At 72.5% G+C, this 13,345-nt stretch carries 14 protein-coding genes; 2 read left to right on the top strand and 12 right to left on the bottom strand.

Translation table 11 applies throughout. The annotated features are described in order from the left end of the window. Positions 1–26 precede the first annotated feature (26 nt). From EJC51_RS39665 to tdh, 7 genes are all read right to left on the bottom strand, one after another. Positions 27–1,334: an MFS transporter gene (locus EJC51_RS39665; protein WP_126275493.1), complete on the bottom strand. Its 1,308-nt coding sequence runs from the start codon at positions 1,332–1,334 to the stop codon at positions 27–29. A 95-nt stretch (positions 1,335–1,429) separates the two neighbouring features. Then, positions 1,430–1,789: an MmcQ/YjbR family DNA-binding protein gene (locus EJC51_RS39660; RefSeq protein WP_079308418.1), complete on the bottom strand. Its 360-nt coding sequence runs from the start codon at positions 1,787–1,789 to the stop codon at positions 1,430–1,432. A gap of 30 nt (positions 1,790–1,819) precedes the next feature. Next, positions 1,820–2,353: a GNAT family N-acetyltransferase gene (locus tag EJC51_RS39655; protein ID WP_126275491.1), complete on the bottom strand. Its 534-nt coding sequence runs from the start codon at positions 2,351–2,353 to the stop codon at positions 1,820–1,822. Beyond that, entirely contained in the window at positions 2,350–2,934 is a 585-nt protein-coding gene (locus tag EJC51_RS39650; RefSeq protein WP_126275490.1) for a helix-turn-helix domain-containing protein, read from the bottom strand. Before EJC51_RS39650 ends, EJC51_RS39655 begins: the two co-directional genes overlap by 4 nt. A 35-nt stretch (positions 2,935–2,969) precedes the next feature. Continuing rightward, positions 2,970–3,878, bottom strand: coding sequence for a LysR family transcriptional regulator (locus tag EJC51_RS39645; RefSeq protein ID WP_126275489.1), 909 nt, complete (start codon positions 3,876–3,878; stop codon positions 2,970–2,972). A 37-nt stretch (positions 3,879–3,915) separates the two neighbouring features. After that, complete coding sequence (locus EJC51_RS39640) at positions 3,916–5,121, bottom strand: glycine C-acetyltransferase (protein WP_126275488.1); 1,206 nt, start codon at positions 5,119–5,121, stop codon at positions 3,916–3,918. A gap of 34 nt (positions 5,122–5,155) precedes the next feature. Continuing rightward, positions 5,156–6,184 carry an L-threonine 3-dehydrogenase gene (gene tdh / locus EJC51_RS39635; protein ID WP_126275487.1) on the bottom strand — a complete coding sequence of 343 codons (1,029 nt, stop codon included), beginning with the start codon at positions 6,182–6,184 and terminating at the stop codon, positions 5,156–5,158. Positions 6,185–6,416: 232 nt separating this feature from the next. Between tdh and EJC51_RS39630 the strand changes: the two genes are divergently transcribed. Next, positions 6,417–7,025: a GPP34 family phosphoprotein gene (locus EJC51_RS39630; protein WP_126275486.1), complete on the top strand. Its 609-nt coding sequence runs from the start codon at positions 6,417–6,419 to the stop codon at positions 7,023–7,025. Positions 7,026–7,065: 40 nt separating this feature from the next. Here the strand turns inward: EJC51_RS39630 and EJC51_RS39625 are convergent, their stop codons facing one another. The 5 genes from EJC51_RS39625 to EJC51_RS39600 form a co-directional block, all read right to left on the bottom strand. After that, the gene (locus tag EJC51_RS39625; protein WP_126275485.1) at positions 7,066–7,644 is read right to left on the bottom strand and encodes a GAF domain-containing protein; all 579 of its coding nucleotides are present in this window, start codon (positions 7,642–7,644) and stop codon (positions 7,066–7,068) included. 75 nt (positions 7,645–7,719) lie between these two features. Continuing rightward, entirely contained in the window at positions 7,720–8,319 is a 600-nt protein-coding gene (locus EJC51_RS39620) for a GTP-binding protein (protein ID WP_097271158.1), read from the bottom strand. Further along, entirely contained in the window at positions 8,297–8,668 is a 372-nt protein-coding gene (locus tag EJC51_RS39615) for a DUF742 domain-containing protein (RefSeq protein ID WP_059194968.1), read from the bottom strand. The genes EJC51_RS39620 and EJC51_RS39615 overlap by 23 nt, the downstream gene beginning before the upstream one ends. A gap of 2 nt (positions 8,669–8,670) precedes the next feature. After that, complete coding sequence (locus EJC51_RS39610) at positions 8,671–9,114, bottom strand: roadblock/LC7 domain-containing protein (protein ID WP_126275484.1); 444 nt, start codon at positions 9,112–9,114, stop codon at positions 8,671–8,673. Positions 9,115–9,224: 110 nt separating this feature from the next. Beyond that, entirely contained in the window at positions 9,225–11,534 is a 2,310-nt protein-coding gene (locus tag EJC51_RS39600) for a sensor histidine kinase (protein ID WP_208870771.1), read from the bottom strand. Positions 11,535–12,114: 580 nt separating this feature from the next. On the opposite strand from EJC51_RS39600, the gene EJC51_RS49430 reads away from it, so the two are divergent. Continuing rightward, entirely contained in the window at positions 12,115–13,338 is a 1,224-nt protein-coding gene (locus EJC51_RS49430) for a histidine phosphatase family protein (protein ID WP_341870701.1), read from the top strand. The last annotated feature ends 7 nt before the right edge of the window (positions 13,339–13,345 follow it).

Below are 13,345 nucleotides of genomic sequence, written 5' to 3'. Positions count from 1 at the left end.
ACTCGGGTCGGTGGTCGCGCACCCGTTTATCGGGAAGGCGAAGCCACGGCGTCGGCGCGTACCAGGTCGCGTATCGCCGGCACCGAGAGCAGGGCACCGCAGACGACCAGGCTCATCACCCCCGCGACCAGCAGCACATGGTCGGCGCCGAGGGCCCCGGCGGACGGGCCCGCGAGTGCCTGGCCGACCGGCATCAGGGCGAGGGAGCCCGCGACGTCGTAGGCGTGGATGCGGTTGAGGGCGTCGGGCGGGACCTGGGTCTGGATGCTGGTCGACCACATCACGCTCCAGAACGCCATGCCCGTCCCGGCGACGGCGGCTCCGGCCATCATGGCGGGCACGCCGAGGCCCGCGCCGACGGCCGCCGGGAAGGCTCCGAAGCCGACCAGGGCGATCGATCCGGCGCGCAGCATCCGGCGCGGGCGCAGCCGCAGGGCGAGGAGTCCGCCGACGACGGTGCCGGCGCCGAGCGCGGAGTTCACCAGGCCGTAGGCGCGCGGGCCGTGGTCCTGGACGACCTCGGTGGCGACCAGCGGGACGGTGGGGCCGGACACGGAGATCATGTACAGGCCCCAGATGGCTATCACTCCCCACAGCCAGGTGCGGCCCCTGAACTCCCGCCAGCCGGTGGCCAGATCGGCCCGGAAGGTGCTGGCCGCGCGCGGCGCCGGTCCGTCGTCCGGGGCGCGCGGCGGCAGCCGGAGCGCCAGCAGGCACAGGGCGCTGACCGCGTACATGGCGGCGTCCACGGCGAAGACGCCGCCGGCCGAGGCGAAGCCGACGAGCAGTCCGGCGAGGGCGGGGCCGGCGAGCTGGGCGCCGGCCTCCGCGATGCGTATCGCGCCGTTCGCGCCCTGCACATCGGCGGCCAGCCGCGGAACGGTGCTGGCGACACCGGGCTGGAACAGGGCGCCCGCCACGCCGTTGACGAAGCCGATGGCGCAGATCTGCCACAGCACCACATGCCCGGAGAAGAAGAGCGCGGCGGCGAGGGTCTGGGTGCCCAGCCGCACCACGTCGGCGCCGATCATCACCTTGCGGGTGTCGAAGCGGTCGGCGATGACACCGCCGAAGACCACGAGCCCGGCGAAGGACGCGGCCGAGGAAGCCATCGCGAGGCCCACCGCGCCCGCCCCGTAGCCGTGCTCCAGCAGACCGGCGGCCAGGGCGACCGGGAGGATGGTGTGGCCGAGGGCGGCGACGGCCCGCGCGACGAAGAACAGGGCGAAGTCCCGTGACCAGACGGCGGGCACGGCCGCCTCGCTCGCCCGGCGAGGGCCGATGTCCTCGGCGCTCGCGCCGTACGCCTCCCCCTTCGACGACACCCCGGTCATCCCCACACCCCTCCCGGCACCACCCGCACCCGCAGGCTCCCCAGCCGCCACGCCTCCGGATCATGCCACGGGGCACTGACAGCGCCCGGGGAATTTCACTCGCCGACCGGACGCCCCAACTCCGGATAGCTGTCGAGGAGTCGGGGCGGGGCGGCCTGGCGCCAGGAGTCGGCCAGGATGTCCCGCAGTTCGTCCTCGTCCTCCAGCGCGGCGAGGCGGGCCCGGACCCAGGCGAACTGCGCCTCGTGGTCGGCGATCCAGAACTTCTCCGGCTCGGCGAGCACCAGTTCGTCCCGCTCCTCCTTGGGGCAGCGGACCGCGAGGGAGGTCTCCTCCTCGGGGAGCGTGGCGAACATCTTCCCCGCGACCCGGAACGTGGGCATGCTCCAGGCGATCTTCTCCGTGGTGTCCGGCAGGGACAGGGCGATACGGCGTACGTCTTCGGCATCCGGCATGACACGCACCGTAGCGGCTGCCACTGACAATCACCTGGTGGGAGCGGTTGTCCCGAGCTCCTTGTAGTAGAGGGTGGTGCCCCGCAGGACCCCGCCCGGGTCGGCCGCGTAGTCGGGGATCACGCCGACCCTGGTCCAACCGGCCGAGGTGTAGAGGCGCTCCGCCGGGCTGTCGGTCTCGGTGTCGAGGTGGAGCAGGGTGATGCCGGCGTCGGCGGCGGCCTGTTCGGCGGCCGTCAGGAGCCCGCGTCCCAGACCGCGCCCGCGCGCGTCCCGGTGGACCATCAGCTTGACCAGTTCGGCGCGGTGGCAGCTGTTGGGCTTGTCGGGGAAGGCCAGGCTGACGGTGCCGAGCGTCCGGTCGTCGGCACGGGCGATCCAGACGGCGAGTTGTCCGGACGCCACCGCGGCCGCCCGTTCCTTCCACCAGGCGACGGCCGTCGCGCGGTCGAGGGGTGCGAGGAAGCCGATGGAGGCGCCGCCGTCCACGGTGTCGGCCATCAGGTCGGCCAACTCCTCGACGTACAGCTGCACTTGGTCGGCGTCGAGTCGGGTGACGATCACGGCAGCACCACCGCCAGCACGTACCGCACCGGCTCCGGCCCGGCGCACCGGAACCGTGTCGGCCCCCACACCCGCAGCCGCAGGCAGTCCCCCGTGTCGAGTCGGTGCTCGACGTCCTGCGCGGTCATGTCCAGCGCGCCTTCCAGGACCCAGATGTGCTGTTCGAGCCCGGGCACGGGCGGCCTGTCGTACGCGATGTCGGAGCCCGGGGCGAGCCGTCCCTCGACGAGTTCGCCGCGCAGCCCGCTGTGGGGCGGTGACACGGAGCGCCGTACGAAACCGGAGGCCCGGTCCTCCCACACGGGCTGCTCGGCGGCCCGGACCAGGAGCGGGGGCTCGGTCTCGACCTCGCTGAGCAGCTGGGACATGGTCCGTCCGTGGACCGCGCACAGGCGGTTCAGCAGGGAGGCGGTGGGGCTGATCTCGGCGCGCTCGGCCCGCGACAGCGTCGACTTGCTCACTCCGGCGCGCTCGGCCAACTCCCCGAGGGACCAGCCGCGTTCGGCGCGCAGTTCGGCCAGCCGGGCACCCAGTCGGGCGTCGACGGGGTCCGGGACGGTCTCGGCTTCCGCTTGTTTCATATCCGGGACACTATCCCGGATATGAAACGGCCAGGTTACGTCCCGCTCTCCGCCACCCCCGCCAGCGCCTCGATCACCGGCCGGATCAGCGGATGCCCCTCCGCGCCCCGCCGTACCGCCGCGAACACCCGCCGGGTGGGTGCGACGCCGTCGACCGGTCGTACGACGACACCCGTGAGGTCCATGCCGATCAGCGCCGAGCGGGGTACGAGCGCCACACCCGCGCCGGCCGAGGCGAGGGCGACGACCGCGCGGAAGTCGTCCGAGGAGTGTTCGAGACTGGGCTGGAAGCCCGCGTTCTCGCAGGCCAGGACGACGACCTCATGGCAGGGGTTGCCCGGGTAGGGGCCGATCCACGGGTCCTTGGCCAGCTCCGCCAACGGCACCTCGCCCGCCTCCGCCAGCCGGTGGCTCACCGGGACGACCGCGTCGAAGGGCTCGGCGTACAGGGAGACGTGGGTCAGACGGGGGTCGTCGGCCGGGGGTGCCCCGCGGTACTCGACGGCGACCGCGACGTCGACCTGCCGGTCCAGGACCATCGGCAGGCTGGCGTCGCCCTCGGCGTCCTGGACGCGGATGCGGATGCCCGGGGAGGTCACCGCGAGCCTCGCCACCGCGGGCGCGACGACCAGGGCGATGCCGGTCGCGAAGGAGGCGACGGTGACCGTGCCGGCCTCGCCCGAGCCGTACGCGGCCAGTTCGGCCTCCGCGCGCTCCAGCTGGGCGAGAACGGCGTTGGTGTGGTTCAGCAGGATCTCGCCGGCCGCGGTCAGCCGTACGCCCTTCGCGCCGCGCTCGACCAGGCGGTGCCCGGTTTCCTGCTCCAGGGCCGTGAGCTGCTGGGACACCGCCGAGGGCGTGAGATACAGCGCGGCGGCAGCCGCCGTCACCGTACGGTGGTCGGCCACCGCCCGGAGGATGTGCAGCCGCCGCGCTTCGATCATGGGATCGATTGTCTCAAATGCCCCCGTGTGCTCGGGCTCAGCCAGCCGCCTCCGCCTCCAGCTCGTCCCGGGCCGCGACGAAGGCGTCCACCGCGCGGTTCACGTCCTCCGTGGAGTGGGCCGCGGAGAGCTGGACGCGGATGCGGGCCTGGCCCTGGGGCACCACCGGGTAGGAGAAGCCGATCACGTACACGCCGCGCTCCAGGAGCAGCTCCGCGAGGCGGCCCGCCTTGGCCGCGTCGCCGATCATCACGGGGGCGATGGCGTGGTCGCCGGGGAGGATCTCGAAGCCCTCCTCGGTCATCCGGCGGCGGAACAGGGCCGTGTTCTCGTTCAGCCGGACCCGCAGGTCGTCCGCCGACTCCAGCAGGTCGAGGACCGTGAGGGAGGCGGCGGCGATCACCGGGGCGAGGGTGTTGGAGAACAGGTACGGGCGGGAGCGCTGGCGCAGCAGGGCGACGATCTCCGCGCGGGCCGCCACATAGCCGCCGGACGCGCCGCCGAGCGCCTTGCCGAGGGTGCCGGTGATGATGTCGACGCGGTCCATGACGCCGTGCAGCTCGGGGGTGCCGCGGCCGCCGGGGCCGACGAAGCCGACGGCGTGCGAGTCGTCGACCATGACCATGGCGTCGTAGCGGTCGGCGAGGTCGCAGATCTCGCGCAGCGGGGCCACATAGCCGTCCATGGAGAACACGCCGTCGGTGACGATCAGGCGGCGGCGCGCGTCGGAGGCGTCCTTCAACTGCCGTTCCAGGTCGGCCATGTCGCGGTTGGCGTAGCGGAGGCGGCGGGCCTTGGACAGGCGGATGCCGTCGATGATCGACGCGTGGTTGAGGGCGTCGGAGATGACCGCGTCCTCGGGGCCGAGGAGGGTCTCGAAGACACCGCCGTTGGCGTCGAAGCAGGAGGAGTAGAGGATCGTGTCCTCCTGGCCGAGGAAGGCCGAGAGTCGGGCCTCCAGCTCCTTGTGCACCTCCTGCGTACCGCAGATGAAGCGCACGGACGCCATGCCGTAGCCCCAGCGGTCGAGCGCCTCGTGGGCGGCGGCGACGACCTCGGGGTGGTCGGCGAGACCGAGGTAGTTGTTGGCGCAGAAGTTGAGGACCTCACCGGGGCGGCCGCCCGCGGTGACGTTCACGGTCGCGGACTGCGGGGTGCCGATGACGCGCTCGGGCTTGTGCAGACCGGCGGCGCGGATCTCGTCGAGGGTGGCGCGGAGATCGTCACGGACAGAGTCGAACATGGGAGGGGCTCCTAAAGGGTTACGCGGTCCGGAGTTACGCAGTCCAGTCGAGGATGACCTTGCCGCCGCGGCCGCTGGCGGCGTCCGCGAACGCCGCCTCGTAGTCGCGGTAGCCGTAGCGGCCGGTGATCACGGGGGCGAGGTCGAGACCGCCCTCCAGGAGGACCGACATCGCGTACCAGGTCTCGAACATCTCACGGCCGTAGATGCCCTTGATGGTGATCATCGAGGTGACGATGCGGGCCCAGTCGACCGGGAACTCCTGCGCGGGCAGGCCGAGCATGGCGATCCGGCCGCCGTGCGTCATGTTGGCGATCATGTCGCGCATCGCGGTCGGGTTGCCGGACATCTCCAGGCCGATGTCGAAGCCCTCGCGCAGCCCCAGGGAGCGCTGGCCGTCGGCGATCGAGGACTCGGCGACGTTGAGCGCGAGGCTGACGCCGATCTTGCGGGCGAGGTCGAGGCGCTCCTCGCTGACGTCGGTGACGACGACGTTGCGGGCCCCGGCGTGCTTGGCCACGGCCGCCGCCATCAGGCCGATCGGCCCGGCCCCGGTGATCAGCACGTCCTCGCCGACCAGCGGGAAGGACAGCGCGGTGTGCACGGCGTTGCCGAACGGGTCGAAGATCGCGGCCACGTCGAGGTCCACGGGGACGCGGTGCACCCACACGTTCGAGGCGGGCAGGGCGACGTACTCCGCGAAGGCCCCGTCCCGTCCGACGCCGAGCCCGACCGTGGCCCGGCACAGGTGGCGGCGGCCGGCGAGGCAGTTGCGGCACTTGCCGCACACGAGGTGCCCCTCGCCGCTGACCCGGTCGCCCACGGCGATGTCGACGACGTCACGGCCGGTCTCGACGACCTCGCCGACGAACTCGTGCCCGAGCACCAGCGGCGTACGGATCGTCTGCTGCGCCCAGCCGTCCCAGGACCGGATGTGCAGATCGGTGCCGCAGATGCCGGTGCGCAGCACCTTGATCAGTACGTCGCCGGGTCCCACGGCGGGCTCGGGCACGTCCGCGAGCCACAGTCCGGGCTCCGCCTTCTCCTTGACCAGCGCCTTCACCGCTACGGCTCCTGAGGGTGCGTTCCCGCGCGCGGGCACGCCGAAGCGGCCCGCAGCCGGGAAGAGGGGTGGAATCGCGTAGCAATCTGCCGTACGACGCCCCCTCAGGTCCATCGAGGTTTTCTTAAGCGCCGCCGCAGATCTTCTTCACGCCACCCGTGGGTGGGGAACACCGCCGCCCACCGGCCCGTTGGGAGGGGCGAGGATGCCTGCGACCGATGTGGAGCCGCCGATGAACACCGCACGTGATCTCGCGATCGTCGCCCTGGCGGCGGCCCAGGACCGACCCCTGGAACAGGGCGATCTGTCGCTCGCGCTCGCGGCCTCCGAGCTGCTCGACCTCGTGGAGGCGGGCGCGCTGGCGGTGGACGGCGACCATGTCGTGCCGGGCGCGCAGTCGGTGCCGGTCGACCCCCTGCTGACGGAGGCTGCCGCCACCGTCGTACGACAGGAGCCGTACGAGTCGGTAGAGGACTGGCTGTGGCGCCGGGGCCGCGGGCTCTCCGCGGCGTACGACTCCGCGCTGGAGCAGGAGGGGCTGAGCGCCCGCCCGCGCGGGCTGCGGATCGCCCAGCGGGCCGGACACGCCGAGCTGGTGGACTCGCCGGAGCGGCATCGCGCCGAGGCGCGCCGGGCCTCGGGCGAGCCGGTGTTCGCCGCCCTGGCCGCCGCGGCCGGCATCCAGGACGAACCGGCCGGTGACGCGGCGGACCTCACCGACGACACCGTGACGACCGTGCTGGCGGCCGTCGGGGACGCGGTGATGGAGCTGGAGGCGGTGCGGCAGCGGCGGGCGATCGAGAGCGCCGCGTTCGACAACGTCTGGCGGGGCGGGGTGTGAGCGACGACGGGGCGTCAGGGCGTACGAAGCCGGCACACGTTCACAGGGGCAGGCCGTCCGCCTCCATCCGCTCCACGCGCGCGACGAGTTCCGCCGCCGCCGACTTGATGGTCTCCAGACCGCTCTTCCCCCAGGGCCGCGGCTCCACATCGGCGACGCACACCGTGCCGAGGACCATGCCGCCCCGGTCGACGAGCGGTGCGCCCAGATAGGAGCGGATGCCGAACTCGTCGACGACGGGATTGCCGGCGAACCGCGGATAGTCGCTGACGTCCTCCAGGACCAACGCCTTGCGCCGCACCACCACATGCGGGCAGAAACCGTGGTCGCGCGCCAGCCGGCGGCCGAGCTCCGGCTTGGTCCCGTCCGCGTCGACGAGGACCGGCCGGACGGCGGGGACGTGCAGCCCGGCGAAGAACTGCCCGTACTCGTCAAGGAAGTTGACCATGGCGTACGGCGCCCCGGTCACCTCGGCGAGCCGGTCGGCGAACGCGTCGAGCGCGGGCTCCGGGCGCTCCCCCAGGCCCAGCCCGTGCAGTCGGCGAGCCCGGGCGGGGGCCTCCTTGTCCTCGGGGGTGAGCAGCAGGCGACCGGCGGGACGCACCGGGTCGTAGCTCATCGGCGGGTTCCGGCGCGGTGGGCGAAGGTCATATGCGGCTCCGTGGAGTGGTGGGCGACAAGATGTGCACGGCGATCACCTGTGGGCGCCGTGGCTCGGCGCGGGCGCCGGGGCGTGGGCGATGAGGTGGCGTACGAGGGTCAGCAGGGTCTGGACACCCGAGCTGGAGATCCGGGCGTCGCAGCGGATGACGGGGATCTCCGGGGCGAGGTCGATGGCGGCGCGGACCTCCTCGGGGTCGTAGCGGTACGAGCCGTCGAACTCGTTGATCGCGACGATGAATCCGAGGCCGCGCTGCTCGAAGAAGTCGACGGCCGCGAAGCAGTCCTCCAGGCGCCGGGTGTCGGCGAGGATGACCGCGCCGAGCGCGCCCTCCGAGAGCTCGTCCCACATGAACCAGAACCGCTCCTGCCCGGGCGTGCCGAACAGGTACAGCACATGTTCCGGGTCGAGGGTGATACGGCCGAAGTCCATGGCGACGGTCGTCTCGACCTTGTTCTCGATGCCGTCCAGGTTGTCGGTCGCGGCGCTGACCGTGGTGAGCAGTTCCTCCGTGCTGAGCGGGGCGATCTCACTGACCGCGCCCACGAAGGTCGTCTTGCCTACTCCGAAGCCTCCGGCCACCAGGATCTTGAGTGCGGTGGGGAAGGGGTCAGAGCTGTCGTCGTAGTCCATCGAGCACTGCCTCCAGAAGAGCCCGGTCAGTGGGGTTGTGGTGGAACTCCGGGGGTTTGGTGGTGAGCGCCCCGCAGTCGACGAGGTCCGACAGCAGCACCTTGGTGACCGCGGCCGGCAGCTTCAGATGTGCGGCGACCTCGGCGACCGAGACGGGCGCGCGACACAGGTCGAGCGCCTGCGTGTGCTCGGGGCCGAGGTAGCCGAGAGGGGTGGCGCCGGTGGCCATCACCTGCGACAGGAGGTCGAGCGCGACGGTGGGCCGGGTACGGCCGTTGCTGACCGTGAAAGGGCGCACCAGGCGTCCGGCCGCGTCGTCGAGCCAGGGCCCGTCGCCGGCCGCCGCCACGCTCAAGGCCTCATCACCGGGGACGCCGGGGACTCGACGGCGTGCTGCCGGGGTGCGGTCACCAGATAGGGGCGAACGCTCTTGACCAGCATGGCCATCTCGTAGCCGAGGACGGCCGCGTCGGCCTCGCGGCCGGCGAGCACGGCGAGACAGGTGCCGGAGCCCGCGGTGGTCACGAACAGCAGCGTCGAGTCGAGCTCGACGACCACCTGACGGACGTCTCCGCCGTCACCGAAGCGGACGCCCGCGCTGCGTCCGAGGGAGTACAGGCCGGAGGCCAGGGCGGCCATGTGGTCGGCGCTGTCGGTGTCGAGCCCGTGGACCGACTTCACGAGCCCGTCGCAGGACAGCAGGACCGCGCTGGTGGTGTGCGGTACGCGCTGCACGAGGCCGCTCATCAGCCAGTCGAGATCGGATACCTGGCCGGTCGGCGCTTCGCTCGCCATGGTGGATCGACTCCTTGAGGTACGAAGGTCTGCGGGAGCGCTGGGGGTTGGCGTGGGGGTGGGGGTGGGGGTGGGGGTGGAGAGGGGGGCGTGGGCGGTGGCAGGGGTGGTCATCCGGCTGATGCGCTCCCGTCGTGCCGGGTGGGGGTGTGGTCGGGGCGGGCGTGAGCCGGGCTGGTGTGACCGGGGGTCAGGTGACTCGGGCCCGTGGGGGACGGACCGGTGCCGGTCAGGCCCGTATGCGTCGCGCGCGCGTCCGTCAGGCCTGTTTCGGTCAGGCCCGGGTCCGTCAGACCCACGTCCGTCAGGCCTGTTTCCGTCAGACCCGCACGGCTCCGATCGGCGTCGGTGATCGAGCCCGTGTACATGTGCAGTGCGCCCGTGTGCGGCGGCGTGTCCGTGTGCGATGCGTCGGTGTCCGGCGCGTCCATGTGGGACAGCTCCATGTGGGCCGTGTCCACGTGGTCCACGTGGTCCATGTGAGACGGCTCCACGTGGGCCGTGCCCATGTGCGCTGCCCCCATGGCATACGCGCCGAGGTCCGTGCCCCCGATGGCCTCCGCCTCCATGTGCTGCTGGGCCTCGGCGAGGCCGATGCCGCGTTGGAAGGCCGCCATGAGCCCCGGGTCGTGGCCGGCGAGATACTCGGCGTCCGGCCGCGGCGCCGCCGGGCCGTCGCGGAGTTGGGGTGCGATGTGCTCCTGGGCACGGCGCCTGGGCAGTTGGGGCTTGCCCATGGTGCCGCGGACGGTGCCGGTGCGCGGGGTGGGCGGCATGGCGGCGCTCTGCGCGACGAGCCGCCGGTCGTCGGGCCGGATGCCCGGCACGGCCTCCGCCGGGTTGGGCCGCTCCTGGTGGCTGCCGCGCACGGGCAGCGGTACGACGGGCTCACCGCCGTTCGCCGCGGGTCCCGAGCCGCGCGGAGCGTCCGGCTGCCGAGCGGACCGTACGCCGGGACCGGCGCCGGGAACGACCCGCTGCGGACCAGTGTCTCCCAGGGCCCCCGGCCCAGCCCCCTCCTGCGGATACTGCCGCGGCGGCACGGAGGTGCCCGGCGCGCCCGGCACCGGCATGGACGGCCGTACGTCTCCCGCAGGACCGCGAGCCGATCGCGGCGCCCCGGCCGGCGCCGGGGGCACACCCGCTCCCCCGCCAACCGGCCCCGCGCCCCCCGTCCCGTCCGAGGCCCCGGGTACGACCCCGGGCACCCCCGGCTCCGCGCCCAACAGGCCTTGCGGTACGACGAGTACGGCCTGGACACCGCCGTAGATGTTGGTCTGGAGCCGGACGTGGATGCCGTGCCGCCGGGCGAGCTGCGAGACGACGAACAGTCCGATACGGCCGTCCGCCAGCAGGCTCCCCACGTTGACCTGGTCGGGGTCGGTGAGCAGGGCGTTCATCTTGTTCTGCTCGGCGACGGGCATGCCGAGGCCGCGGTCCTCGACCTCGACGGCGAGCCCGGAGGTGACGAGGTTGGCGCGCAGCAGTACTTGGGTGTGCGGGGCGGAGAACACCGTGGCGTTCTCGACCAGTTCGGCGAGCAGGTGGATGACGTCGGCGACGGCGTGCCCGCGCAGGGTGCCGTCGATGGGCGGCACGAGCTTGACGCGGGAGTACTGCTCGACCTCGGCGATGGCCGAGCGCAGCACCTCGGTCATGGATACGGGGTGGCTCCACTGCCGGCGCGAGACGGCGCCGCCGAGCACGGCGAGGTTCTCGGCGTGGCGGCGGATGCGGGTGGCGAGGTGGTCGACGTGGAAGAGGCCCTTGAGCAGGTCGGGGTCCTCGATCTCGTTTTCCAGCTCGTCGAGGATGGAGATCTCCCGGTGCACCAGCGATTGCAGGCGCCGGGCGAGGTTGAGGAAGACCTCCAGCTTCTGCTCGCTGCCCGCCTGGCTGGACAGTTGGGCGGCCTGGACGACGGCGGTGACGGCGCCGTCGTGGGCGCGGGCCAGGTCGGCGGCGAGCAGGTCGAAGTCGTCGGCACCGTCCGGTGGACCGCTGCGCGGGGTGCGCTGGGGCGGCCCGTCGCCACGCCGCAACGCCTCGACGAGGGCCCGCAGATCGGCCTCACCCCGTGCGGTGGTGCGGCGCAGGGCGCCGATGCGGTCGCTGACCGACTTGGCGGCGCGGTCGGCGGCGACGGCGGCGATGAGGATGGCGGCGAGCGCGACCGAGACGGCGCCGGCGAGGACACCCCAGAAGGTGAGGCCGGGCCGGGCGCCGGTGGAGCGGACGGTGAAGAGGACGGCCGCGGAGGCGGCGAGGGCGACCGCGATGGGCGGCAGCACGGCGAGCCGCAGCAGCTGAGGCCGTATGTGGGTCTCGGGCAGCGCGGTCACGGGCCGGACGGCCGGCTTGCCGTGCCGGCCGCCTTCGCGGCGGTCGGCGCGCGCCGCCGGTGCGCGGAGCTGAGACATCGGTGTCCTCGTGCTGGTCCGGGTACTGGCCCGGTGGGCGGCCTGGTCGCCGGGCGGGCTCGCCGGTCCCCGCCCGGGCTGGCTCCGTCCACGGCTGGGCTGGCCCGTCTGTCCACGGCCGGACTGGTTCGCGGGCCCACGGCCGGGCTCCCGGGGCCCGGTGCGCGTTCCCGCCGGTTCCCGGGTGCGCTCGCCACGGGTGGCACGCACTCCGACGCGGTCGTCGGTCACCGGCTTCCCCCGGCTCCCGGTCGCGGTCGAGCTGGGGGGATTCCCATCGCGTCGACTCCCTCCTCCGGTCTGGTCCTCACGACACGGTGTCGGTCGAGAGCGCCGGGATTTCGGCCCTGCGTCGCCCGACGACCACTCACAGTAGTCGCCAACGCATCATGTGCGGTGGGCAGTTGACAAACTCGTACGGGGAGCGTCCCGCTCTGGTATGAGGGCTCGTACTACAGCCCGATAAGCCCGCGGACAGCTCGTACAGTTCACTTCAGGGATCGATCAGTGCTGGTCAGAGGCGGTCAGAATCGGAGCGCCCGAATCAGCGCCTCGCCATCCCCGGCTACAGCCTCCGGCCATGGGGGTGTCATTCCACAACGACCCTGGGCACGGACAAGTGCTCCCATGCGCTTCACTCTCCGTAGCGACTCGCGAGCACCGCAGGCGGGTGACCCACCCCGGGTCAACGCCCGGTCAGGACAGCCTCCGTGCGGATCCCCGGACTCGCCGTGGCGATCAGCGCCGGGAAGGGTCGACACGAAACCCGCGACACCCGCCTTGCTCGCCGATCCGGTCATCGACAGGACGAGCAGCGGGAGGGCGACCGAGGACATCCTGGTGCCCAGCGTCGAGAGCACCTGGCCGGTCCACAGCGGCAGGAAGTCCCTGTTGTGCCACAGGGACGCGGGTGCCACCGCCTCGGTCCGGTCGGCCGACTCGGCCTCCCTCTCCGCCACCTGTCCCTCGCTTTCCGCGCGTGGCAACCGTCGGCTTCGTGTCGTCCTGCCGTCACGCTCCACGCGATCACGAAAAACCGTTCACACGCCACTGGTTCAGGAAGCTACGATCGACCGATCGCGGTGATCCCCATGAGCGAGGGGAAATGATGAGTGACCGTGCAGGGCCGCCACACGCGACCGATCAACCCCTCTCCCGCTCGGCACCGCGCACCCGCGTACTGTTCCTCAGGCACTGCCAATCCGTGGACAACGCCGCGGGCATCCTGTCGAGCGAACCTCCCGGAGCCGGGCTCACCGACCTCGGCCGGGAACAGGCCGAAGCCGCCCTCGCTGGCTTGAGATCCGAGCCCGTCACCGCCGTCTGCTCCAGCCCGGCCAGACGCGCGGTCGAGACGGCCGACATCGTCGCGAAGGGCTTCACCCTGGACCTGCCGGTGCAACGCGACCACGGTCTGACCGAGTACGGGGTCGGCGTACTCGAGCGATCCTCGGACGCAGCGGCCGGCCGCAGGTCCCAGGACGTCCTTCGTCGGTGGATCGTGGACGGCGACCTGGACGCGAAACTCCCGCTGGGCGAGACGGGCGGATCGGTCGTCGCGCGCTTCCAAGCCTCGATGGAACGCATCGTCGAAGCCCACGCCGGGGGCACCGTCGTGGTCGTCACTCATGTCGGCACAGTGACGGTCGGCTTGGTTTCCCTGTGTGCCGACCTCTCCGCGGAGCGGGTGTGGGGTCGCCCCCTGCCCCATGGGACCGTGGTCGAGGTCGGCGTGGCGGCGGGTGAGTGGTCATGTCCCGTCTGGCCGACCGAGAACCCGGGTGGGTCGAGTCGGCCCGCTTGACGCGGGG

The organism is Streptomyces aquilus (genome assembly GCF_003955715.1).
Classification (GTDB): Bacteria; Actinomycetota; Actinomycetes; order Streptomycetales; family Streptomycetaceae; genus Streptomyces; species Streptomyces aquilus.
This window is presented reverse-complemented; position numbering and strand designations above follow the sequence as displayed.